We start from the raw sequence: 23,734 nt of genomic DNA, 5'->3' as shown, positions 1-23,734 counted from the left end.
ATGTTGTAGGAGCACATTCGTTTTGCCACTTCATGAAAAAGGAAGCGAACACACGTGCAGCAAGCGATTGCCATACTGGATTCAGGTGTCGGCGGATTGACGGTAGCGAAAGAAATTATGCGCCAACTTCCGCAAGAAAAAATCATTTACTTCGGCGACACGGCACGTACGCCGTACGGTCCCAGACCGGCCGAGGAAGTTATACATTTTACTCATCAGATCGTCGATTATTTGCTCCAATACCATCCGAAAATGATCGTGATCGCTTGCAACACGGCAACCGCCGTCGCCATGGAAGAAATTCGCGCCCGCGTGCCGATCCCGGTTGTCGGTGTCATTCACCCGGGCGCGCGCGCCGCGATCAAGACCACCAGAAAGCAAATCGTCGGCGTCATCGGTACCGAAGGCACGATCAAAAGCCGCGCATACGAGTTCGCGCTGCGCCAAATCTCGCCAACGATCCAAGTGGTGACCAAAGCTTGTCCGCTGTTCGTGCCGCTGGTCGAACGGGGCATGTTCCGTGCCGATCAGACGAGCCAAGTCGTCGCGGATTCGCTTGCCGATCTGCAAGGAGCGCCGATGGATTGCTTGATTCTGGGCTGCACGCATTATCCGTTCTTGTCCGATGTGATCGGCAGCGTGATGGGGCCTCAAGTGTCGCTGATCAGCTCGGCGGATGAAACCGCGCGGGAGGTCAGCACGATTTTATATCATAAAGGAATGCTGGCTACGAGTCCGGTGATGCCGGTTCATCAGTTTTTTTGCAGCGGGGATCCGCTCATGTTCAAGAAGATCGCTCAAAGCTGGTTAAACGAGCAAATCCGCGTGACGCCGGTCGTCTGGCAAGTATCGCATATTATTTAGTCCTCACGCATATTTTTAGATACCCCGGCCTCCGACCGGAAGAACGGGGAGGATGCGTGAAGGAGGACGGAACGTATGACATTTCCTTATGTCGTCAGGCGGGGAGACACGTGGGAGAGGATCGCACAGCGGCATGGGCTTCAGGTTCAAGCCTTGATAAGGGCCAATACGGAGCTGCAGAAGGGCGGCGGATTGCAGCCGGGATGCAGCGTTCGGATTCCGAACGCTCCGGATTGCCGTTATATCGTCCAAGCCGGGGATACGTTAGCTGAATTAGCGGGGCGCTTTCAGATCGGGCTGAGCGATCTCATGGAAGCGAATCCGGACGTCAACCCCCGGTATTTGCGGATCGGACAGACCGTTCGCTTGCCCGTGTGCAAGGCCGGTCCTATCGTCGATACGACGGTTCCATTCGGTTATCAGGAGATGATGCGGAGCCTCGAGCTTCTCGGGTATCGCTACCCGTTCCTGGAAATAGGCTCGATCGGTCAAAGCGTCATGGGCAAGGACATTCCTTACGTCCGCATCGGATGCGGGATGCGGCACCTTCATTATAACGGTTCGTTTCATGCGAATGAGTGGGTGACCAGCCTGCTGCTGATGAAATTTACGGAGGATTACGCGAACGCCTGCGTGCAGGCACAGTCCTTCTGCGGCTCTGATGCGGGCAGGCTGCTCGAAGAGACTTCTCTCTGGATCGTGCCGATGGTCAATCCCGATGGCGTTGAGCTGGTGCTGCACGGAGCGGACCCGGATCATCCGCATGCCGGGCAGCTGCTCGAATGGAACGGCGGCTCGGACGACTTCTCGGGATGGAAAGCGAACGTTCGCGGCGTCGACCTGAACGATCAATTTCCCGCTTATTGGGAGACGGAACGCGACCGCCGCGACGTACCGGGACCCGGACCGAGAGATTATACAGGGCCGAGCCCCTTGTCAGAGCCGGAAGCTTCGGCGATGGAACGATTTACGCGGGAGCGCGATTTCCGGCTGGTGATGGCGTTTCATACCCAGGGCCGGGAAATTTATTGGAATTACCGCGATTACGAACCGGCGGAGTCGGAACGTATCGCACAGCGTTTCCAGCAAATTAGCGGATATGCAGCCGTGAAGTTAACCGGCAGCGATGCCGGATATAAGGATTGGTTTATTCAAACCTACGGGCGCCCGGGATTTACGATTGAAGCCGGTTATGGAGTGAATCCGCTCCCGTTGTCGCAATTCCCGATTATTTATGATGAGCTGCTTCCGCTATTGACGGAAGGGCTGATGGTTTAGCATTTCGAAGCCGCCGAGTCCGTCCGTCTCGGCGGCTTCTTTGTGCGGGGAGCGGAGTTTGGGCAAACGGGTTGCCATGAGGTATAATCGGGGTAAGACGACTTGGACAGGAAGGGAGACCCGAGGCGATGTGGAAGCGATTGTTGTCACTCCGGCATTGGGGTCATGTATTTCGGCGCATTTGGCCGCTGCTGCGTTCCCCGCGGGTTCCGCTCGGAGAGAAGCTGTTGTTCGTGGTGCCTGCGCTTATTTATTGGATCATGCCGGATCTGCTGAATTTCATCCCGATTGACGATGTAACCGTTACGCTGCTCTTGATGAACTGGTTTACCGATAGAGCCGAACGGAAATACGGCGCTTAAGGCTGCGTCCTCGGAAGGTCAAACCACAAGAAGCGGCCATCCGCTCAACAACTGAATAGGTTTAAAGGGAACCTCGAGGTATCGGGGTTCTTTTTTTGTTCTTTGTAAGAAACGCTATGCGGGCTGCGACATATCGTTTCACCGCTTTCCATGGACTTCAGATGCCATCAACCGGCTTGTGAGCGTCCGAATCCGGTTGAGATGTGCTGCATTATTTGATAGACGACGGATCGGGCTCGTACTCTTCGGCCGGCATCCGGATCCATCGTTTTAAATACCCTTGCTCGTACAGCGCTTTAACCAGGATGATCAGCACGGGCGATAAGATCAAGCCGGCCACGCCGAAGAGCGACAGCGAGACGATCATGAACGAAAGCATCGTGAAGGCAGACACGCCGAGGGAATCGCCCGTAATTTTCGGTTCCAGAATTTGTCTCGTTCCAATCACAACGACGAGCAGCACAGCCAGCCAAATCGCGAGCGTCGTTTGTCCGACGACCAGCAAGTAGATGATCCATGGAATGAACAGCGTCGAAACGCCGAGCAGCGGGAGCACGTCGAAGATGGCCGCCAAGAGCGCGATCGAGAAGGCGTTGTTGACGTTCAATATAAGCAGCGCGATGAAGATGACGATAAAGGTCAGGCTGATCAGCTTCGCCTGCGCTTTAAGGTAGGTGACGATGCCCAGCAGCACGTTCTCGCGGAGGAAGTGGAACGCTTTTTTAAACGTTTTCGGCGTTTTGTCCGAAGCGATCCGCTTCCAGGATTCGATCTCGATGCTCAGGAAATAGGCCAAAATAATACCGATCACGAAGTTCACGACGAACGTGGAGAACGAGGTCAGCATGGCGAACAAGCTCGTTAAGAACGTACGGGCGATTTCGGTCGTCTTCTGAATGATCTCCGCGGAGTACTCCTTGGCCTTCTCCACTAAATTCAAATCGACCGGAAGCGTCCCGATCAGTGACTGTACCTGGTCGGAGCGGTTGATGAGCTCTTGCTCCAGAACGACGGCGTAATCGGGCAGCTTGTCGGCGAGATTGATGATCTGGGTCGTGAAGATCGCGCCGAGTCCGGTCATGGCACCTAGAATGACCATCACGAAGACGAGGGTGGAGATGGCGGAAGCGATCGATTTCTTCAACCCGCGCCGGTTCAGGAACTTGGCGAACGGCTCGATGATCAAGTAAATGACGAACGCGAGGAAAATCGGGGTCGCGATCCGATACAGATGGCTGAAGGCGAACATGAACAAATATACGGTAAGCACGAGCAGCGCAATATCGATAATCGTTTTGTAATATTTGCGATAAAAGGGAATCATTCGTTAACCTCCATTCATTATCTTCCATATTAAAAGACACCGACTTGATTCGCAAGTGAGGCCGGCTTGTACATACATACGGAAACAGCGAAGAACGGTTGCTTTCGGCGGCCCGATTCTATACAATAAGAAAAAACGCACAGTAGGAGAAGTGACTGGACATGAAATGCAAGATTTCGCGCAATGCGGCCAAAGTGTTGTTGGCCGAGATGGAGCAAGAAGAGAATAAAGAATTAAAGCTTCGCGTGTATGTGACTCATGCGCATGGCGACCATGCCCACTACGGACTCAGCATGGATACGCCGACCGAGAACGATGTCGTCGTTTCGACAGATAAAGGAATCGACGTTATTCTGCAAAAGGACGAGCCGCTGCTCGACGGCGTTCGGATCGATTATTTCTATGTGCCGGAAGAAGGATTCGCGGTAACGAATCCAAGCAAGGGCAATAACGGGGACCACTAGCACATCGTTCACAGGGAGTTCCCCGGTGTCAGCCGCTTGAAGAAAGGAATTACCGCATGGTCAACGATATTCGCGTTTGCGACAAATGCAAACATATGAGAATGAAAACCGCCGTTCCGAAGCTGCAGAAGCTTGTGCCCGACGCCGAGATCAAAGTCGGCTGCAAGTCTTATTGCGGCCCGTGCTCGCGGTTTGCCTTCATCTTCATTAACGGCCGGTATGTAACCGGCAAGACGGAAGACGAAGCGATCGAGAAGGCGAGCAAATACGTGAAATAAATCATGCAAGAAGATCAGATCCTCGGGCCTCAGGGCACCGGGGATTTTTGATTTGACGCCGGAAGGGATGCGCGGCACGAATTTCGGCGTCCAGACATGATCCGGGGGCGGCCAATTTCCGGGACCGGTAATCGGGGCTATGTGCTCGGTCAATGGGGCGGAGGCCCGCTTTTTGTAACGGTTGCCATGATCGCGTTGACGGGTATCATTTTTTACTGGAAAGGGTACCGGTTATTCAAAATCATACAAAATTCCCAATTTTTTTTATGAAAATGGGATGAAAGAACTATGTATTCGTGACCTTCTATCTTATATTCTTAATAAAGAACATCTCCATGAACAGACACAATTCGAGCGCACTCGATAAGGGCAACCCGGACGAAAGTCTGCGGACGCAAAGCTATAGGGGCTTAGGCGCAGGAGAGCAGCGCTATGCCAGCCAGTTGTCGAAGGCACGGAGTGATCGCGATCCTTTCAACAGCGGCTCCCGACCAGGGGAGCTTTTTTTGGTGTGAATAGATGAAGGAGGAGAACCCGGCGATGGACCAGGAACGCAGCATCTTAAATAAGAAGGGGTTTTACACGAAAATCGGCGATGATTTCATCGGAGTCTTCCTATCTGCTGAAGGACCGAAATTGTTCATAAATCGTGACGTGTACGAGCTGACGTCCCCGCATTGGGATGTCGAGATGATTCGCGGGCGCAGCCGGCAAATCATCACGTTTTACTGGATGGGCGAAGTGAAGCTCTCGATCTGCTGCGAATCGAACCACGACGTATTTCTACCGTTGTTCGATTACTTGATGTGCCGTCCTCAGCTGAAGCACGCTTAGTATAGCTTAGGCAGCGAACGACTGCGGCTTTCTTTGAACCCGATTGGGCCTCTGAGCATACGATGTGGGGTGGCCGGATCATTCCCATCCGGCACGGAACAATCGGATCATTGGAGGCATGTTTGTGAAAAACTCGGAGGTTATCGAGTCGGCGTTATTTGAACATCGGTTTTGGCTTCAGGTGCTCGGTGATCATGCCAGGTTCATCCGGGTAAGCTTGCCGGTCGATGAACGGGAAGAGGCGCAGCGGGCGCTCGGCTTCGTTCAAGCATTCGACGACTTGCTGAAGAAGGCGCGTTCGGATAAGTTCCCGGCAGAGGCGGGAGCTTTGACGCAGGACGCGTACGGGCTGACACAAGACCTTCGCGCGTTCAAGCTGCGCTTGCTGGAGCGGCATTTGATCGGCAAGATCGCAATCCAGCTGCCGCCCGCGTTCTTGAGCCATATGGTGAACGAAGCAGAGGAGTATTTACGCGTACTGGGGTACTTGTTATCCGGGCGCCCGGCGCCGGTATTCGATGCGGTGCACCACCACATCGTATGGCTCCAGGACGCCTACGGCCATGCGGGCTCCATTGCAGCCGGCTTGGATATGACGGAATCCCGTTTGGTGGAACTGGCCAGATCGTTCGACCGGCAATTCCGCGAGTATTACCTGAAAGCGGTGGAACTGGCGGGCTTTCTGCGCACGAACATCAAGAAATTCCCGGCTTTAGCCCGGTTTAATAAAGAGGTTGAGCTTGAAATGACGCTGTTCAAGCAGTTTCTGAGCGAGCTGGAAGAGCTCCGTTTAAGCGGGCAGGCGCTCGGTGTGCTTTCGCCCTTGATGGCGGATCACATGGCTCGGGAGGAGTGTTATTACTTGCTTAAGCTGTCTCAGGTGTCGGAAATCAAAGCGATGAGCTGCGATCCGACGAAGCCGAGGACGGAAGTGTAACGAAACCCTATCGGCCGACGCCGGCAGCGCATCCGTTTACCGGGGAACGTACCCCGAAGACGGATGCGTTTTTTTGCATGGTTTACGCGCTGGAAGGGCGCATGCCAAAAAAAGCTTAGGAGCGTCTGCCCTAAGCTTTTTTTGGCTGCTCCTCACAGCGTATAGGCGCAATCTGCATTAATTCCCGCTCGTACTCGAATCCTTCCGCCAGCCGAACAAGCCGCCCGGGGCGAAAAATTGGTATAACGCGCATTCGATGCGTCCGTTAAACAGCTTGCGCTTCTTATCGGCTTTTCGCCCGAGATAATGCTCCATTTGCTTGCTCGGGCTGAGGATGAAGGCCGACCAGTTCGGCAGCTGCTTATGCATCTGCCCGAATTGGCGCAGCGCGCGTTCGACTTCTTCGCGGTCGCCGAGCCTTTCGCCGTATGGCGGGTTCGTGATCAGGCAGCCGTAATCGCCGGCCGGCAGCGCTTTGCTGACCGGAAGCGTATGGAAGCGAAGCTCCTTGGCGAGGCCTGCGGATTTGGCTGCAGCTAACGCCACTTCGATGGCGGCGGGGTCGATGTCCGAGCCGCCGATTTGCAGCGGGATATCGTCCTTGACCAGATCAAAGGCTTCCTCCCGTGCTTCGCTCCATAACGCTTCCGAAATCACAGGCCAGCTCTCCGCGTTGAAGCTGCGCCGCAGGCCGGGGGCTATATTCCAGCCGATCATCGCCGCTTCGATCGGGATCGTGCCGGAGCCGCAGAACGGGTCGTAGAGCGGCCGTTCAGGCTGCCAACGGCTGAGCAGCACCATGGCGGCCGCCATCGTTTCCTTCAGCGGCGCTTCCGTCACCAATTTGCGGTAGCCTCTCTTATGCAGTCCGGGACCGGTCGTATCCAGCGTGATCGTGGCGATGTCATTGAGCAGCGACACCTCAATCACGTAACGGCCTTCGGTTTCGCGGAACCATTCCGTGCCGTACCGCTGCTTCATGCTTTCCACGACCGCTTTCTTCACGATGCCTTGGCAAGCGGGGACGCTGGACAATTGCGATTTGTGCGAACGTCCTTCGACGGGGAACTCTCCGTCTTCCGGAATCCAGTCCGGCCAAGGCAGCGCTTTGACGCCTTCAAACAAGTCGTCGAACGTGCGTGCTTCGAATTGCGCCATCTTGATCAAGACGCGATCCGCCGTGCGCAGCCATAAGTTTGCGCGGCAAACAGCGAGCAGGTCGCCTGTAAAAGTAACGCGGCCGTTCTCCACGGTGACTTGCTCGTAACCCAAATCGCGAACCTCGCGGGCCACGACGGCTTCAAGCCCCATGGGAGCAGTGGCGATCAATTCAATGGAACTAAAGGATGGGAAAGACATAGGTGAGTTTCACTCCGAATCAAACAAGTTGAACTGCGTTGGCAAAAGCCATACAATTACCTAGTATAGGCGATTCGCAATCATTATACAACGCGGATCGCGATGAGAACGAGGGGAGGCCGGCAAGGATGGAATCGAATTGGACGCAGGAATCGTACGCGGATTCGTTATTTGACAAAGACGAAACGTTGGAGCGGGTATTGGAATCGATTCGTAAGCAAGGGATGCCCGAAATTTCCGTTGCTCCGGGTTACGGAAGACTGCTGACGCTGCTGGTGCGCATGAACCGTGCCGAGCAGGTGCTTGAAATCGGGGCACTCGGGGGGTACAGCGGCATTTGTTTGGCACGGGGGCTGACGGAGCGAGGGAAGCTGACGTCCCTGGAGCTGAAGCAGCCGTACGCCGATCTGGCTTACGAGAACCTGAAGCTCGCCGGCTTCGGCGAACAAGTCGAGTATTATGTAGGGGAGGCGCTCGACAGCTTGCAGCGGCTTGCCGAGGAGGGGCGCCGGTTCGATTTCTTTTTCATCGATGCGGACAAAGGCAACTATTTGAATTATTTGGAATGGGCGATCAAGCTGGCGCGTCCGGGGGCGCTCATCGTCGGCGACAATACGTTCATGCGCGGCAAGACGATCAATCCGAATGAGAAAGGAAACGCAGTGACGCGCATGCGAGAGTTCAACCAGCGGATTGCACGGGATCCCCGTCTGGATGGCGTCATGCTGCCGGCCTATGACGGCCTTGCCATCGCACGGGTTAAGGGATAGGCGAAGCTTTCCCCGGAACAGTGTCTCTCCGGGATGCCCGGTCCATTCAGGCAAGCCAGCCGCCTGTGGGCATGAAAGCGAACCTCCCCTATTCGGAGCTGCCCGAACGGGGGAGGTTTGGTGTGCTTATCAATGACTTGTGCGCCCAGAAGGCGTTGACGAGCAGCAGCGCGCCGGAGATGAGAAAGATTTGCTGGATCGTGATCAACCCGGAGACGGCGCCTCCAACGACCGGACCGAGCATGTTGCCCAGGCTTAGCGCACTGGAGTTAAAGCTGTAGGAGCGGCTTTCCATACCGGTGGGCGTATGCTTACGGATCAAGGCGTTCACCGTAGGCAGCAGTCCGCCGAGGAAGATGCCGAGGAAGAACCTTGAAGCGAACAACTGCCAGACGTTGTGCACCATCGCTTGCGGCACGGAGGCGATCGCGGAGCCGACCAGGCACACGATGAGAATACGTTCAGGCCCGATCCGGTCAGAAAGGCGACCGAGCAGGGGAGACGCAATCATGTTGGAAAATCCGGTGATGGAGCCGACGAGTCCCGCATAAAAGGCAACCATCGCGTCCTGTCCGTGCAGCTTTTGCACGAATAACGGCAGGAGCGGCTGTACGCTGAGCAGCGAGAATTGAATCAGGAAGGTGACCGCGTAAATCGATGGCAGCTGCGGGCTTTTGCGCAGCTCGGCGAAGGCCGCCATCATCGACTGCTTCGGTTTCTGGGACGCTCGCTTGGCATCGAACGTTTCCTTCACGAGGAAAGTCGCAAGCAGGGAAGCGGCGAACAGCAGCGCGCCCGTCACGAAGAAGATGGGCCGAAATCCGATCCACTCGGCCATCAGACCGCCAAAGAACGGGCCCAGAATAGAGCCGGCGACAGCGCCGGATTGAAGCGTGCCCATGGCGAAGCCCATTCTCTCACGCGGCGTATTCGCCGACATGAGCGCAACGGCGGCCGGCATGAAGCCGGCTATGGTGCCGTTCAGCATCCGCAGGAGCAGCAAGTGCCAGGCCGTGCCTGCGAAGCCCATCAAAGCCATGACGACGGCCATGCCGAACCCGGACCGCAGCAGCATCACTTTGCGTCCGTATCGGTCGGCCAATCCGCCCCATAAGGGCTGAAACAGGAACGAAGTGACAAAGTTGCCGGCGAAGATGAGACCGGCCCAAGTCGCCACCTCATGCTCCTCATGCAGGCCCAGCTCTTGCAAATATAAAGGTAAGAATGGAACAATCATCGTCATGCCCGCCATGACCAAAAATTGTCCCACCCAAAGAACGATTAAATTTACTTTCCAATTCGTCAAGTTGCTCGCCTACTTTCGTCCTCGGATCCTGTGACCCGGACAACTTCTGCTTATCTTACCATAATAATACGACACTTACACAACCTCTTACTGCTCGCGTCCGCTTCGCTGCTCGTAACGGAAACGCTCAAGCTGCGGCAGCGCAACCTCTTCGGCAATCGCAATCGCCCGCTCGACATCGTAAGGAACGCGAACCCACTGGATGCCAAAAGGCGCTTCCCGATCGCCGCCGAATACGCCTTCCAGAATCGTATAGCTGGCCAGCGGCAAGCCGTCATAGGGAGCCCCTACGCTGCCGGTGTTGAACAACAGCAGCCCTTGCTTCGCTCCAGACAATAAGGTGTGCATAAAGGGAAGGTGAAGGTCTCCGTACCCCAGCACGTCAGGCGTCTCATCGGTGCCGGCGAACCCGCCCGTCGCTTCGGTGTTCTCGAACATGCGCAGCTTCTCCCGTTTGCTCGCTTTGCGGTAGACGCGATGATAGACGCTGCTCGCGGATGCATGGACCAAGCGAACCCTGCGCCCGCTTATTCGCAGGTCGCAGGCGAAGGGGAGCTTGCTCAAGTAGCGCAGCTGCTCGGCAGAAAGCCGGCTTTGCTGCCAGCGTCCGGCTTCTTTGTCCTGGGGGCCGCCAATGCCGTGGTCCCAATTGCCTTGCACCGTCGTTTCGCATACTTCGCGTATGCGGTCTACCGATTCCGCCGGCTGCGGGCCTTTGCCCACCAAGTCGCCGAGGCATACGATTCGTTCGATCCCGCGTCCGCGAATATCGGCGAGGACGGTATCCAATGCGGTTAGATTGCTATGAATATCGGAAATGATAGCGATTTTGTCCATCTTGTGTCCTTTCCATCGTCAGCACATAAATTCGAACTTCATTATAGCAAAATATTGGGACAATTGCCCATGACCGTGAGAGGGAGTTTTGGTATAATAGGGTGCACGAGAACGTATGGGCTTATTTGGCAGCCAGTTCGTTTTAAAGGGGTAGGTTATCATTCAATCGCGGACGCAGAAGCATAAGAGGGAGAAAGAGAAGAAAGTATGGAAGTCGCTCCGGCTGAAAATCGTTGTGCTGGCCGTCTTCGTCTTTGGCGCATTCGTTTATTTGATCCAGTGGTTGGAGGCCCGGCCGGACATGCAGACACCGACTGCGGAAACAAGTCCTAAGACCGAAGCGGCGCCTCTGCCGACGGCGGTGAATCGCATCGAGGAACCGCCGGCAGCCGCACCCGTCGCTGCTCCTGGCGGAGAACAGGGAAGCACGGCACAGCCGGCTTCGGAAGACAAGGCACGCGTCAAATTAGCCTTCGTCGGGGACGTTATGTTCGCAAGCAAGGTGGAGGATTTGCTCGTCAAGAACGGGTACGATTACCCGTATAAGTATGTAAAGTCTTATCTGGACAAAGCGGACTTGACCATCGTCAACCTGGAGACGCCGATCACGACGAGAGGCACGGCTCAAACGAAAGAATACGTCTACCGCTCATCTCCGCTTGCTCTGCCGGAGCTCAAGCGGGCCGGCGTCGATTTGGTCAATTTGGCGAACAATCACTCGATGGATTATGGGCAAGACGGTCTGCTTGATACGCTCGGGCATTTGGACGATCAGCAATTACGCCGCGTCGGAGCAGGACGCAATGCGCAAGAGGCGTATAAGCACGAGATTATCGAGCATAAAGGAATCAAAGTCGCATTTCTCGGCTTCAGCCGCGTATTGCCGGATACCAGCTGGATGGCGACTGCGCAAAAGCCGGGACTTGCCGCCACTTATTCGAGCAAGCTGGCGCTGGATGCGATCACGAAAGCGCGAAGCGAGGCCGATCTGGTCGTCGTCATCGCCCATTGGGGCGAGGAACGCAACCCGCGTCCGGTCAAGGTGCAGACGGACTTGGCTCATGAGTATATCGATCACGGCGCCGATCTGATCGTGGCCAGCCACCCGCATGTGCTGCAAGGATTTGAGCAGTACAAAGGCAAATGGATCGCTTATAGCCTGGGTAACTTCATCTTCACGACCAATGAAAATCCGGATACGTGGGAAAGCTTGATTCTGGAAGCGTCCTGTGCGAAGGATCGCAGCTGCGATTTAAATTTGGTGCCTATCTTGACCAAGTGGGCACAGCCGATCCGGATGATCGACGATCAAGCGCAGAAGCTGTTCGAGAAGCTGACGAAAAATTCGGTTAACGCGCGAATCGATACGAAAGGCGTCATCACGGTAGGGCCGGTGAACAAGTTCGTGACGGAAACGCCGAAGCCTTCCATCAACAAGAGCGTGACGAACGGTTTGACGAAATCGAATGACGGCAGCAAGCCTGCTGCGACTTCGCCCAAGCCGCCGGCCAAAGACAGTTCAAAGACGGGCGAGAGCCCGAAGCAGGTCGATACGGCGAAGCCGGAGAAACCGCCGAAATCGGCGGATACCTCCAAAACGGAGGAGCCGGCGAAACCATCGTCCAGCACGACAAACCCGGCGAATACGGCCAAACAGCCGAGCAAAACCGAAAAAACAGAATAATAATGGAAACCAGACTCTGACAACGAAAGGGCGAACAATTAACGATGAAACAATCGATTCGCAACATTTATTGCGTAGGACGCAATTACGGACTGCATGCTGCCGAGCTTGGGAACAGCGTTCCCGACGAGCCGATGATCTTCACAAAACCGACGCATGCCATAACTCAGATGGACGGCAGCGCCATCGAGCTGCCTGCAGGCAGGGGCGAGGTGCATTATGAAGCGGAGCTCGTGCTCCATATCGGGCGCGATTATTCCCCGGGTAATACCGTAGACGAACTGGTCGACCGGATGGCGCTCGGGATTGATTTTACACTGCGCGATGTACAGAATGTCGTCAAGCAGAAGGGATACCCATGGCTGCCGGCCAAAGGGTTTTTACGATCTGCGGTGGTGACGCCGTTCGTTGCGTTCCCTGGTTTCGAGGAGGCAAAGCGGGTAGAGTTCAGCCTTATTCGCAACGGGAAAGAAGCGCAGCGCGGCAACCTGAACGATATGATTTTCAACTTGCAGGTGATCATTGATTATATCGCGCAGCATTACGGTCTCGGCCAAGGCGATTTGATTTATACGGGAACGCCGGCCGGCGTTGCAGCCGTTCAGGATGGCGATCTCTTCGAGCTTCTTTGGGGCGAGAAGACGCTCGGTTCGTTCCACGCGCGCATTCCGGCTTTGTAATTCAACGACAATAAGACCGCCCCGTTCATTCGAATAGGGGCGGTCTTCATTTTGGCGGGTCACTTGGCGGCTGGCTCGTTTCGGGCTAATTTTCCGTTAGCCGCTGCTTCCTCAGACGCAAGGTCGGAATGCTCGTCGCGTACCTTCAAAATTTGGGGCAGCTGCTCCATGAACACGTCCACGACCTTCGGGTCGAAATGCTGTCCTCGTTCTTCTTTAAACAAATTCAGAATGCGGTCCAGTTCCCAAGCCTTCTTATATACCCGTTCGCTGCCCAGCGCGTCGAAGACGTCGGCGATGGCGGTTATACGGCCGAAGATGTGGATCTCTTCGCCCTGCAAGCCGCATGGATAACCGCGTCCATTCCATTTTTCGTGATGCTGGTAAGCGACGACGGCGGCTGTTTGTAACAGATGGCGATTCGAATTTTTCAGCAGGTTGTAGCCGATCGTCGTATGCGACTTCATGATCTCGAATTCTTCATCGGTCAGCTTGCCGGGTTTTTTCAACACGGCGTCCGGAATCGCCACCTTGCCGATGTCATGCATCGGGGAGGCGATCTTGAGCAGCTCCGCTTCCTGTTGGCTGATGCCTAAGCCGATGGCGAGCAAGTACGAGTACTCGGCGACCCGCTTGACATGGTTGCCGGTTTCCTTCGAACGGCTTTCGCCGATTTCCCCCATCGTGAAGATGATCTCTTTTTGCGTTTCTTCGATTTCGGCCGTCAGCAGTGCGGATTCCAGCGATTTGCCGGCATACGATGCAGCTAGCGTTAAGTATTCCAAGTCGCGCTGTGAGAACTGCTCGCTTCTCGTCAGCTTATTGACCGCCTGATAGGCGCCCATAATCTCGCCTTCGTTATTACGGAACGGAATGACCATGAGAGCCTTCGTGCGATAGCCCGTTCTCTGATCGGTGGCGATAGCGCCGTGCTGCAGCACGTCTTTAAATTCCGCATTCGTGTAGGCGTCGTCGATGAAGATCGGGTTCCCGGATTGCACCGCATACCCGACGAGACCGGCCGTGCTCGGGATGCGCAGAGGCGGTACTCCGTGGGCGACGGTGGAATACAGCTCGTTGCTATGGCGGTCCAGCATCCAAACCGTACAACGGTCGGATACGACCATTTGCCGGCCCATATCGGCCATCAGCATGAGCAGATTGTCGAGCCGCCGCTCATTCGCTATTTTGGCCGCATAGTCGAAGATGACGCGCAGCATCTCTTGCGAATCCAAATCCCGCTTGACTCGCACCTTTTCGATTCCGAAATCCTCATGCACGGCGTCTCACTCCCCGGACGATTTTTCCATATAACCAAATCATATTATAATGGCAATAGTTCTGTAAACATAAAGGCCGCCGAATGCAAACGTTAATCGAAGCTATCAGGCACAGGGTTTGCAGGTATAAAGAAGGAGAGATAGAATCATGCTGCACATGCTGCAGTCCGTGACCATCGGACTTATCGGAAGTTTAGCCGTCGCAGGGGCGGCCTATTGGCGAAAATCCCTGTCGGGGTCCGGTTTTGCGGCTGCCGTCTTGCTTGGCACCCTCATGTATGCCGCAGGAAGCCTGGCGTGGTTCGGCACGCTGATCGTGTTCTTTATTACATCGTCCGTCTTATCCAAGTGGAAGAGCCGGAAGAAGGCCGCAGCCGAGAGCGGTTATGCCAAATCCGGTCGTCGCGATGCCGGACAAGTGCTCGCCAACGGCGGAGTGGGGCTGCTGTTATGCCTCGCTTACGCCCTTTGGCCGCACCCCGTCTGGTGGGCGGCTTACGTCGGCGTTATGGCGACTGTCACTGCCGATACGTGGGCAACAGAAATCGGCGGCCTCAGCCGCACGCAGCCGCGCTCCATCGTGAGCGGTCGACGGGTCGCTCCCGGCACGTCCGGCGGCATTACGCCGCTAGGCCTAGGCGCTTCCGCGGCCGGCGGACTCCTCATCGGCGGGACCGCCTGGACGCTCGCCGCGCTTCAACCCGGCGCCGGAGCCGTCATCGGTACGGCCGAACCTGCGTTCGGGCTTCTGCCGCTGCTCCTCATCGGCGTGCTCGGCGGGTTGACCGGCTCGCTGCTGGATTCGTGGCTCGGGGCCGTCGTACAAGTCATGTACCGCTGCACCGTATGCGGCAAAGAAATCGAAAAAAACCGCCACTGCAAGGCAGCGGCGGTTCGATATCGCGGTTTGGCTTGGATGACGAATGATGCGGTGAACGGGCTCAGCTCGTTGATCGGAGGTGCGGTCGCCGCAGCCGTAAGCCTTCTGCTGTAATCTACTCGTCGTAATATTTGCGCGCGTACGCTTTGTTCGTCACGTAGATGGCGGAAGCCGATATGGCAATCGCTATGATGATAGAGATGACGATAATAAAAGTTACCATGGGTTCAAGTCCTCCATGCCCTAATTTCAGCTCTTCAAGTATTGTACCCTAGCCTCATGGGGATGCCAAGCGAAACTTGCTCGAATCTACGGTTGTTTCGGCGTCCATGGCGGAAGTGTGACGGAACCGACTTCCTGCAAATCGGATAACCGGTTTGCTTTCACGGCATCCGGCGAAGCCGAGTACAAGATGTCGCCGATGTACAAGAGGCGTTCAACGTTTCGGCTGCCGTCATACCAGCCGCTTCCGGACTTTTTCAGATCGTCGTCGGTCAAATGCGTGATTTTGCCCCGAAGCTGGAAGCCCTGCTGCAGGTCGATTCCGTACACGTAGGCGCCTTGAAAAGCAAATTCGCCATAAGCGGTCGGGTCGGCCGCCTTGTTATTGGGAACCTCCATGACGGTAACCGGGAAGGCCATCAGTTGTTTCTCCCTGGAGAACAGCAGCGCCTTGTGGTTGTGCAGCAGATCCGAATGGGTGCCGCGGTCGCCGATCGTTTCTTTAAAGAGCTCTTTCGGGTTATTCACATCAGACACATCGAACATCGCAATCTTCATGCCTTGGTAGTAGGCCATCGTTTCCTCACCGGGCCCTCCGGCGCCTTTATTGGCCACCTCGACCGTTTCTTTGCCGAAGCCGATCAAGTGGTTCTCGTCGTAAGGATGCAAATAATCGCTGTAACCGGGAATTTTCAGCTTACCCAATACGGCAGGCGCTGCCGGCTCCTTCAAGTCGATGACGAACAGCGGATCTACGTTGCGGAACGTGACCATGTAGGCGCGGTCTCCGGCATAACGAACCGAGTAAATGCGCTCGCCCGGCGCCAAATCTTCCAGCTTGCCGACCGTCTGCATCGAGGCGTCCAAGATGTACACGTTGTTCTTGGAGGTGAACTCGTCGTTGCGCCACATGGCGCCGGACGTCGTGGCGATCCGGAAGAAGCCGTTATGTTCATCCATCGAGAATTGGTTTAACGGATGTCCCGGCACTTTGCCGCGTCCTTCGTAATGAACCGTGCCTTGATTCAGACCGAATTTATAAATGACGGTTTGCGTCTCCGGCGGCGTCCAGCTTGGCGGCATTGACCGGTCGGCCTGCTCCGCCGCAGGTGCAGCTAAAGCAACCGGGCCCTCCGGCGCCGCTTCATATTCGTTCACTCCGATGTACAGGTTCGAAGCGGATGCATAGACGTGCTGCCCGGAGCCCAAGTAACTGGTCACCTGCATGTTTTTCCCGGGTTCCCCGAGGTTGAGACCGCCAATAAGCAAGTAATTCGGTTTTACAGCTTTCGGAAAGTAGCGAACGTCTTCCAGCCCGATCGTTTGGAAGTTTGTGCCGGCGTTCGAATCCCGGTAAGCGGGCAGGGAGGCGTCCGTACCGGCGCCTGCTTCAGCCCCGTTCGGGCGCATCAGCTGGAACGAATTCATGTACTTGTTGGTAATCACATACAATGCGTCTCCGATTTTACGCGAAGATATGTAGTTGCCCTCCAGCTCGGTTTCACGCACCGGCCTCAAGCTGCTGCGGTCGGCGAGATCGTATACGATCGTCTTGGTCGTAGAACGGCCCGGGTTCGGGCGCACCGCGATCTTCTTCAATTCGCCCCCAGCCGGTGCAACGACCGGCATCCGTTCGACGCTCGCGGATGAGCCGGAATCGACCGCTGCGGAAGGGTTCGCCGATACAGCGGGCTTATCCCCGAGCAGCGGCATCGGTTCCGGCTGAACCGGTTCGCCAGACTGCGGATGGAATGTCGTACCGATCACGACCAAATGCCGGTCGTCCACATACAGCTCGCGCGGATAAAAGTTGCGGTCGTCCACATACACCGTACCGACGACGCTCATGTTGTCGGCGGGAACCGCCGACGTTACGATCACCCGGTCGCGGTTCACTTGGTAAATGTATTGGCCGTCCGTCTTGATGATGTCGGCTTCGTCGACGCCTTCGACCTGCACGTTCGTGCCCGAATACCCGGCACCGCCGGCGGCGTCCGCAGACTTGGCTTGTGCTGCTGCAGCCGGAGCGGCAGCTGCCGCGGAGGACATCGCCTTCTCGGCGACCGCACCCGTGGCGGCGAACCCGCTGCCCGAATCCGTGCCGAAGCCGGACTCCTTCAGCAGCTCATGGAGCCTGGCGACGGATCCGACGGTCGGCAGGCTCTTATCCGCGTCCACGATACTCACCGCTCGATTCGCTCCGTCCCAGTAGACGTTAAAATCGAACGACTCGCTGAAGAAACGCAGCGGCACGAGCAGCTTGTCCTGCACCGTTACCGGGGCTTCGGCCAACGTGACGGCGGTATCGCCGCGGTAGGCGGTCGTGCTGCCGACGGTCAGCTGAATGGATCGCTCGCCTTTAACCGCTGTCGCCGTCTTGGCGGCCTGCTCCCACTCGACCGTTACCCCAAGTGCCGTCGATACGTCGCGCAGCGGCACCATTAATGTGCTGTTGACAAGCTGCGGTTCGACGGAGAAACGGACAGGTCCACCGTTCAGACTTAAAGAGATGCCTTGTTCCGTTTGCGCCTGCGCTGCTGCGGGAATTGCGCCCGCCAGCAGGGAGATGACCAACAGCCTCGCCATCCATGATTGGTTCTTGCTCACCTAAATATCCCTCCTTATACGGGTTTACGATCAGAAAGAAATCGATCCGATTACTCTTCTAACGAAGCGCGCCCGCCAATTGTTTCAATAAAAAAACGCCCGTTTTTCCATTAAGGAAGGAGCGTTTGAACTATGCGGTCAAAAACCCCTTTACCTGGTTTCGCCCTTCTTGTTTCGCTTGATATAAAGCCCGGTCCGCTCTGATGAGCAGCTCCCGCGGCGACAGCTCCCGGCTCGGCACAAGCGTCGCAAACCCCAGACTGGCGGTTACTATCGTCGATACGTCCGAGCATGTATGCGGAATGCCCAAGCGCTCGATTTCGTATCGAAGCTGTTCGGCTACGAAGGCGGCTCCGGACTCGTCGGTCATCGGCAGCACGATAATAAATTCTTCGCCGCCGAAACGGGCAATGAAATCGCCCGGACGTTTGGCCGCACGGAGCAGCGCTTCCGCTACCTGCTGAAGGCATAAGTCTCCTTCATGATGGCCGTAATTATCGTTATACCGTTTAAAATAATCGATGTCGAGTAAAATAACGGAAAGCGGGGTGGCGAACCGCAAGCCGTGTCTCCATTCCCGCGCGTAATTTTCATCGAAGCTGCGCCGGTTGGCGAGGCCGGTGAGCGCGTCGATCGACGATATTTTTTGCAGCAGCTCGTTCGTTTTCAAGAGCTGTTGTTCGTTTTTTTTGCGTGCGGAAATGTCGCGAGACACCCAGACGAACGGTTTCGAACCGGGCTCCGGCGTACTGACCCTGCGAATATTCGTTTCCAACCACAGGTATTCGCCTTGTTTCGTACGCATTCGGTAGGGAGGCAAGCTCATCTCGGTCGCCATGATCGAGTAATCGCCGGCATCCTGTATAAGCCGCAGGTCCTCCGGATGGAAGTAATCAAAGATGTTTGTGCCGATAAGCTCTTCCGCCTCGTAGCCGAGCAGCGTCTTGCTCGAAGGCGAGGCGTACAGAATATCCCCTTCGCCCGTATGCTTGGAAATGATATCGCTGCAATGCTCCGTCAGGATCCGGTGCAATTCCTCGCTTTCCCGCAAGGCGGCTTCGGCTTGACGGCGATCGGTGACATCGCGGAAAAGGACCGAGAACGAGTCGGCCAGCGGGGAGGCGTTGATTTCGATCCATCGGTTGCCTGGTTCGTCATACAGTTCAAGAAGGTTTGGCCGATGATCGGTCAGTATGCGGCTGCAATGTTCAGCAATCGCCTGTGCCGCTGCTTCCGGAAACACATCGGTGAAGCTTAACCCGATCAAGTGGGCACGCGACCGTCCGAAGAACATTTCTGCGGAACGGTTCACATAGGTAAAGCGGCTTTGGGAATCAACCGCAAAGAAACCGTCGGTGCTATGCTCCAGCATATCGATCATTTGGGCGAGCGAGCGTTCGGCTCCCGTTTGCAAGGGCTTATGCTCGGTGATAGCCTGCACCTGAATGAAATACAGCTGCCGCCCGGGGGATGTCCGGAGGACCGAGACGGCAACGTTGGCCCAAATGGTATTCCCGTTACGATCGACGAATCTCCGTTCCTTCGGATCGGCGGATGGGGCGGACGTCTCAAGCCCAATTGCGTCCAAGACCTTCGGCTTCGCCTCATACAAGCTCTCGATATCTGCAGGGTGCCTAATGCTATCGACGTGCTTGCCGAGCAGCTGTTCCCGTTCATAGCCCATGATGCTGCAGAAGGCAGGGTTGAGGGAAACGAACGTTCCTTCGGCCGACAGAAAGGCCATGCCTGTTAAGGATCGCTGAAACGCAAGCGTATTCAGATGTTGTTCTTGGCTTTCCACCCCGGGGTCGCTCATGCTGTAGGCACCCTTCCTGCACGAAGTAGTCGTTCATGCCATTCCTACATACATTTTAATGGAAAGAGCCAGTTTACTTCAATGAATAATCCTTCTTTATGTACGACTTAAGGAAGATTTGATGTAAATTTAATTTTTTTTAAACGTTCTCCGTACCGCGAGCGGCTGTACCATGGGAATCGGGAGAAGCCGGAACGGGCGCGGCTGCCGACTCCGCCTGTTCGCGCTCCAGCTCGCTGACCCGCTTCTCCAACTGGCGAATGGTGCGCTTCAGCTTGAACTGCCGGAGCATGCCGAGCAGCGATGCGATGAGTCCGCCGAGCAAGGTGGAGCCGAGCACGACGAGTATTAACGGAATATCCGCCTGGGTGACGAGGAAATTGACACGCACCGGATCAACGTTGATCACGGCAAAGATAGCGGTAATCAGTGCAAAAATAAGCGTCAAAATGAGCATCCACTGGGCTTTCATCATGCGATCACACTCCTGCGGGAAATTAAAATTTGTCGGAATGGGCGAGAACGGGAGGGGCTGACGGAAAAAGGCTGAGCCGGGGGAACCGAACTCAGCCTGACTCGCCAGCACTTACTTCGCTAGCGATTCCATTTGTTCCAATAAATCTTTAAATACGCTCATTCCCTGTTTAATCGGTTCCGTCGAGGACATATCGACGCCGGCCCGCTTCAGGATATTGATCGAATAGTCGCTGCCTCCGCTCTTCAGGAAGCCAAGGTAACGCTCGACGGCCGGCTCGCCTTCATCCAAAATTTGCTTCGCGAAGCTCGTCGCCGCCGAGAAGCCGGTTGCATATTTATAAACGTAAAAGCTGTTATAGAAATGGGGGATGCGCGCCCATTCCATTTCAATGTCTTTATCCACGACCATGTCTTTGCCGTAATACAAGACGTTCAAATCGTAGTACACCTGGCTCAGCAGCTGCGGCGTCAATGACTCGCCTTGCTCGGCCTTCTCGTGAATGATTTTCTCAAATTCGGCGAACATCGTCTGGCGGAACACCGTCGTCCGGAATTGATCCATATAGTAGGTGAGCAGATACATCTTTTCCTTCGGATCCGTCGACTTCTTGAGCAAGTAATCCATCAGCAGCGCCTCGTTCAGCGTTGAAGCGACCTCCGCCAAGAAGATGGTATACTGTGCGTAGCGATACGGCTGGTTCGTATCGGACAAGTACGAGTGAAGCGCATGGCCCATCTCGTGCGTCAGTGTAAACATGCTGTTCAGGTTGTCCTTATGATTCAGCAGCACGTAAGGATGAGTGCCGAAGGCTCCCCAGCTGTAGGCGCCGTTCCGCTTGCCTTCGTTCTCGTAGATGTCGATCCAGCGGTTGTCGAAGCCCTCTTGAAGAATGTTCAAGTAGTCTTGACCGAGCGGCTTCAAGCTTTCTTTTACGGTCGCTTTCGCTTCCTCGTACGTGATGTCCAGCTTATATTCCTCGACGAGCGGAGCGAACAAATCGTACATGTGCAGCTCATCGAGCTTCATCAGCTTGCGGCGGAGCTCCATGTATCGGTGCATCAGCGGCAGCGCTTCGTGAATGGCGTCAATCAGGTTGGTATAGACGCTTTTGTCGATTTTATCGCCGAAGAGCGACATCTCGAGCGCAGAAGGATACTTCCGGGCTCTGGAGTAAAAAATGTTCTTCGTCACGTTGGCCGACAACGTCGCCGCTATCGTATTTTTTTGCTTCGCGTAGGTCGCATACATCGCCTCGAACGCCTCTTTGCGCACCGTACGGTTGGGGCTCTCCAGGAATTGGATGTAGCGGCCGTGCGTCAGCTCGACTTCTTCGCCTTGCTCATTTTTGACCTTAGGAAACTTCAGGTCCGCATTGTTCAGCATGCCGAAGATCGTGCCGGGTGCCTGCGCCAGGTTGCCGACTTGCGCCAGCAGCGACTCTGCGTCCTTGCCGAGTACATGCGGCTTCTGGCGAATCAATTCTTCCAGCGTGCGCTTATAGAAAGAAAGCTCCGGGCTTGCTACGAGCTTCTGAAGCTGTTCGTCGGATAAGCTCAAAATCTCCGGCGAGATGAACGACATCGCTTCGTTCACTTCAACACTCAGCTTTTTGGATTTATCCGATAAGGCCTGATACGCAGGGTCCGTCATGTCCTCGTGATGCTTCAGGTTCGCATAGACGTACAGCCGTTCCATATGTAAGGAAATCTTGTCTTCCAGCTCGAAGCACTTCTTAATAGAGGCCGGGTCACTCAATTTGCCCTGAAAACGCGCAATATCTTTCACTTGCTCTTTCACTTGACGATACTCTTGATCCCATGCCTCCTGGCCCTTGATTAAATCCTCTAAGTTCCAGCGGTGCTCGTCCGGGACCTCGTTACGTTTCAGTACTTGATTCATGGGTGCCCTCCTTGTCATATGATTAGGTGTGGCGGTTTGATCCGCCTGGACCGCTGACGCCGATGGCATCAGCAAACAAGCGCTTAGCGCGCCGCACAGCCCTAATGGAATCCATCGCATCGCTCGTTCACGCTCCATAGGAAGAAGAGGTCGGTCAGAAAACTTACGGGATAGTATGACCGGAGCGAGGCTTAAATATTAGTATAGGGATTCCGGACGCCGAAGTCTAATCGCTTGGTGCTTAGACCGGATTCGCAAGGAATGAATAGATCAGCAGCCCGAACGAGAACGCGACCATCACGAGCGCCAGAAGGGCGAGGGGCCGTTTGACGCCGGACGGCAGCGTATCCTTCTTCATAATTAATATCAAGGCCAAGCAAAAGGAAAGGATGATGAAGGTAACGATCGACGTGGCATTGTTCACAAAAATCACCTCTTATCTATGTAATGTATGTTCGCCGCCTAGCGTTATTTTCCTTTTTTTGTACGGACGGCAAAAAACCGACCCCCTGGAGGGATCGGCTTTCAAGAGTTCCGTTCAGCGAGCCGTTCTAGCTTCGCGATTTCACCAATACGAGACGGCCGTCTTTATCCCGGCTTGCCGTGAAATTGTCGTCCGGCCGGATGCCGGCTTCTTTCTCTAAACCGACCGGAATCGTTAACGCGCCATGCTCATTGACCGAGACGACCGATCCGGATTTTTTCTTCAAGTAGCCAAGGGCTAGTACGCCCACGATGATCAGGAAGACAATCGCCCATTTCACAACCGGATTTTCATGGAAGTATCCGGCTACGGAGCGATCCTCCGTCAGCATCTTGGCTGCCGTATAGGCAAGGACGGCGGAACCGAGCCAGATGATGATCGGGAAGCGGTCGACGAGCTTAATGAACAGCGTGCTGCCCCATACCATGATCGGTACGCTTATGATGAGTCCGAGGATGACCAGCGAGAAGCTGCCGTGTGCGGCGCCGGCAACTGCGATGACGTTGTCGAAGCCCATAGCCGCATCGGCGATGATGATCGTGCGAATCGCGTCCGCGAGTCTTGGCTTAGCCTCAATGGCGTGGTCCTTCTGGTCGACGAGCAATTTGTAAGCGATCCAGATTAGGACGAGTCCCCCGATGAGCAGCAAATAAGGCAGCTCCAGCAGCCAGACGACGGCGAGTGTGGCGACGATTCGAATGACAACCGCACCGACGGTTCCCCACAGGATGGCGCCCTTCTGCTTGTCTTTCGGCAAGTTGCGCGCTGCGAGCGCGATGACGATCGCGTTATCGCCTGCCAGTACGAGGTCAATGAGTATAATGTTCAACAACGCTAGTAAAAATGATGGCGTTAACCACTCCATGTCCCTCACTCCTTCTTTCTTTTATAATTATTGTGTACATAAAAATGATCCTGTGCCTGGTTTGGTTCAGGTACTTTTTTCAAACAAAAAAGACCTCTACCCATAATAGGCAAAGGTCTTGCTAACAACGTGACGTTGCCAATAAAGCCGGGGCTCGCAAGAACCCGAATTGACGACTTTACTGTGACAGCTACTCCCCTTTGGAGGACATCCTTATGTAATTATC

Annotated in this window: 21 protein-coding genes, 1 pseudogene and 1 riboswitch; of the genes and pseudogenes, 11 read left to right on the top strand and 11 right to left on the bottom strand. The window is 55.3% G+C overall.

Annotation, left to right across the window (positions count from 1 at the left end; all coding sequences use genetic code 11):
• Positions 1-54 precede the first annotated feature (54 nt).
• The 3 genes from racE to ACZ439_RS05665 all read left to right on the top strand — a co-directional run bounded on the left by racE (position 55) and on the right by ACZ439_RS05665 (position 2,504).
• Positions 55-864, top strand: a complete 810-nt coding sequence (gene racE, locus ACZ439_RS05675; protein WP_127606179.1) for a glutamate racemase — start codon at positions 55-57, stop codon at positions 862-864.
• Positions 865-939: 75 nt separating this feature from the next.
• Entirely contained in the window at positions 940-2,142 is a 1,203-nt protein-coding gene (locus ACZ439_RS05670) for a M14 family metallopeptidase (protein WP_141333809.1), read from the top strand.
• Between the two features lie 128 nt (positions 2,143-2,270).
• Positions 2,271-2,504, top strand: coding sequence for a hypothetical protein (locus ACZ439_RS05665; RefSeq protein WP_054798358.1), 234 nt, complete (start codon positions 2,271-2,273; stop codon positions 2,502-2,504).
• Positions 2,505-2,715: 211 nt separating this feature from the next.
• Here the strand turns inward: ACZ439_RS05665 and ytvI are convergent, their stop codons facing one another.
• Positions 2,716-3,828, bottom strand: coding sequence for a sporulation integral membrane protein YtvI (gene ytvI, locus ACZ439_RS05660; RefSeq protein WP_127606175.1), 1,113 nt, complete (start codon positions 3,826-3,828; stop codon positions 2,716-2,718).
• 161 nt (positions 3,829-3,989) lie between these two features.
• Between ytvI and ACZ439_RS05655 the strand changes: the two genes are divergently transcribed.
• The 4 genes from ACZ439_RS05655 (at position 3,990) to ACZ439_RS05640 (ending at position 6,341) form a co-directional block, all read left to right on the top strand.
• Positions 3,990-4,292 carry an iron-sulfur cluster assembly accessory protein gene (locus tag ACZ439_RS05655; RefSeq protein WP_127606173.1) on the top strand — a complete coding sequence of 101 codons (303 nt, stop codon included), beginning with the start codon at positions 3,990-3,992 and terminating at the stop codon, positions 4,290-4,292.
• Between the two features lie 56 nt (positions 4,293-4,348).
• Positions 4,349-4,570, top strand: a complete 222-nt coding sequence (locus tag ACZ439_RS05650; protein ID WP_054798359.1) for a YuzB family protein — start codon at positions 4,349-4,351, stop codon at positions 4,568-4,570.
• A 358-nt stretch (positions 4,571-4,928) separates the two neighbouring features.
• A riboswitch (cyclic di-GMP riboswitch) is annotated at positions 4,929-5,021 on the top strand.
• Positions 5,022-5,110: 89 nt separating this feature from the next.
• Positions 5,111-5,404, top strand: coding sequence for a hypothetical protein (locus tag ACZ439_RS05645; RefSeq protein WP_054798365.1), 294 nt, complete (start codon positions 5,111-5,113; stop codon positions 5,402-5,404).
• A gap of 124 nt (positions 5,405-5,528) precedes the next feature.
• The gene (locus ACZ439_RS05640; RefSeq protein WP_054799249.1) at positions 5,529-6,341 is read left to right on the top strand and encodes a DUF2935 domain-containing protein; all 813 of its coding nucleotides are present in this window, start codon (positions 5,529-5,531) and stop codon (positions 6,339-6,341) included.
• A 177-nt stretch (positions 6,342-6,518) separates the two neighbouring features.
• Here the strand turns inward: ACZ439_RS05640 and ACZ439_RS05635 are convergent, their stop codons facing one another.
• Complete coding sequence (locus tag ACZ439_RS05635; protein ID WP_127606169.1) at positions 6,519-7,700, bottom strand: THUMP domain-containing class I SAM-dependent RNA methyltransferase; 1,182 nt, start codon at positions 7,698-7,700, stop codon at positions 6,519-6,521.
• 128 nt (positions 7,701-7,828) lie between these two features.
• Between ACZ439_RS05635 and ACZ439_RS05630 the strand changes: the two genes are divergently transcribed.
• Positions 7,829-8,470, top strand: coding sequence for an O-methyltransferase (locus ACZ439_RS05630; protein ID WP_054798362.1), 642 nt, complete (start codon positions 7,829-7,831; stop codon positions 8,468-8,470).
• An 88-nt stretch (positions 8,471-8,558) separates the two neighbouring features.
• Here the strand turns inward: ACZ439_RS05630 and ACZ439_RS05625 are convergent, their stop codons facing one another.
• Positions 8,559-9,776 (bottom strand): MFS transporter, encoded by a 1,218-nt coding sequence (locus ACZ439_RS05625; protein WP_127606167.1) that lies wholly within the window; start codon positions 9,774-9,776, stop codon positions 8,559-8,561.
• Positions 9,777-9,863: 87 nt separating this feature from the next.
• Positions 9,864-10,613, bottom strand: a complete 750-nt coding sequence (locus ACZ439_RS05620; protein WP_054798363.1) for a metallophosphoesterase family protein — start codon at positions 10,611-10,613, stop codon at positions 9,864-9,866.
• A gap of 301 nt (positions 10,614-10,914) precedes the next feature.
• Between ACZ439_RS05620 and ACZ439_RS05615 the strand changes: the two genes are divergently transcribed.
• On the top strand, positions 10,915-12,297 hold the full coding sequence (locus ACZ439_RS05615) for a CapA family protein (protein WP_464620740.1): 1,383 nt from the start codon (positions 10,915-10,917) through the stop codon (positions 12,295-12,297).
• Positions 12,298-12,341: 44 nt separating this feature from the next.
• Complete coding sequence (locus ACZ439_RS05610; protein ID WP_127606163.1) at positions 12,342-12,977, top strand: fumarylacetoacetate hydrolase family protein; 636 nt, start codon at positions 12,342-12,344, stop codon at positions 12,975-12,977.
• A 59-nt stretch (positions 12,978-13,036) separates the two neighbouring features.
• On the opposite strand, the gene ACZ439_RS05605 is transcribed toward ACZ439_RS05610, so the two are convergent.
• Entirely contained in the window at positions 13,037-14,257 is a 1,221-nt protein-coding gene (locus ACZ439_RS05605; RefSeq protein ID WP_244932919.1) for an HD domain-containing phosphohydrolase, read from the bottom strand.
• 157 nt (positions 14,258-14,414) lie between these two features.
• On the opposite strand from ACZ439_RS05605, the gene ACZ439_RS05600 reads away from it, so the two are divergent.
• The gene (locus ACZ439_RS05600) at positions 14,415-15,251 is read left to right on the top strand and encodes a DUF92 domain-containing protein (protein ID WP_127606323.1); all 837 of its coding nucleotides are present in this window, start codon (positions 14,415-14,417) and stop codon (positions 15,249-15,251) included.
• Between the two features lie 195 nt (positions 15,252-15,446).
• On the opposite strand, the gene ACZ439_RS05595 is transcribed toward ACZ439_RS05600, so the two are convergent.
• The 6 genes and pseudogenes from ACZ439_RS05595 to ACZ439_RS05570 form a co-directional block, all read right to left on the bottom strand.
• Positions 15,447-17,966: a beta-propeller domain-containing protein gene (locus tag ACZ439_RS05595; RefSeq protein ID WP_464620739.1), complete on the bottom strand. Its 2,520-nt coding sequence runs from the start codon at positions 17,964-17,966 to the stop codon at positions 15,447-15,449.
• Positions 17,967-18,096: 130 nt separating this feature from the next.
• Complete coding sequence (locus tag ACZ439_RS05590; RefSeq protein ID WP_464620738.1) at positions 18,097-19,782, bottom strand: sensor domain-containing diguanylate cyclase; 1,686 nt, start codon at positions 19,780-19,782, stop codon at positions 18,097-18,099.
• Between the two features lie 139 nt (positions 19,783-19,921).
• Positions 19,922-20,257, bottom strand: a complete 336-nt coding sequence (locus ACZ439_RS05585) for a LapA family protein (RefSeq protein ID WP_230876124.1) — start codon at positions 20,255-20,257, stop codon at positions 19,922-19,924.
• Between the two features lie 111 nt (positions 20,258-20,368).
• Entirely contained in the window at positions 20,369-22,159 is a 1,791-nt protein-coding gene (pepF, locus tag ACZ439_RS05580) for an oligoendopeptidase F (protein WP_127606159.1), read from the bottom strand.
• A 241-nt stretch (positions 22,160-22,400) separates the two neighbouring features.
• Positions 22,401-22,583: a hypothetical protein gene (locus tag ACZ439_RS05575; RefSeq protein ID WP_054796846.1), complete on the bottom strand. Its 183-nt coding sequence runs from the start codon at positions 22,581-22,583 to the stop codon at positions 22,401-22,403.
• 271 nt (positions 22,584-22,854) lie between these two features.
• Positions 22,855-23,508: pseudogene (locus ACZ439_RS05570) on the bottom strand (TerC family protein); the annotation flags it as partial.
• Between the last annotated feature and the right edge of the window lie 226 nt (positions 23,509-23,734).

Source organism: Paenibacillus sp. JCM 9796, from assembly GCF_055379675.1.
The sequence above is the reverse complement of the archived record's forward strand: the minus strand, read 5'-3'. Positions and strand labels throughout refer to the sequence as shown.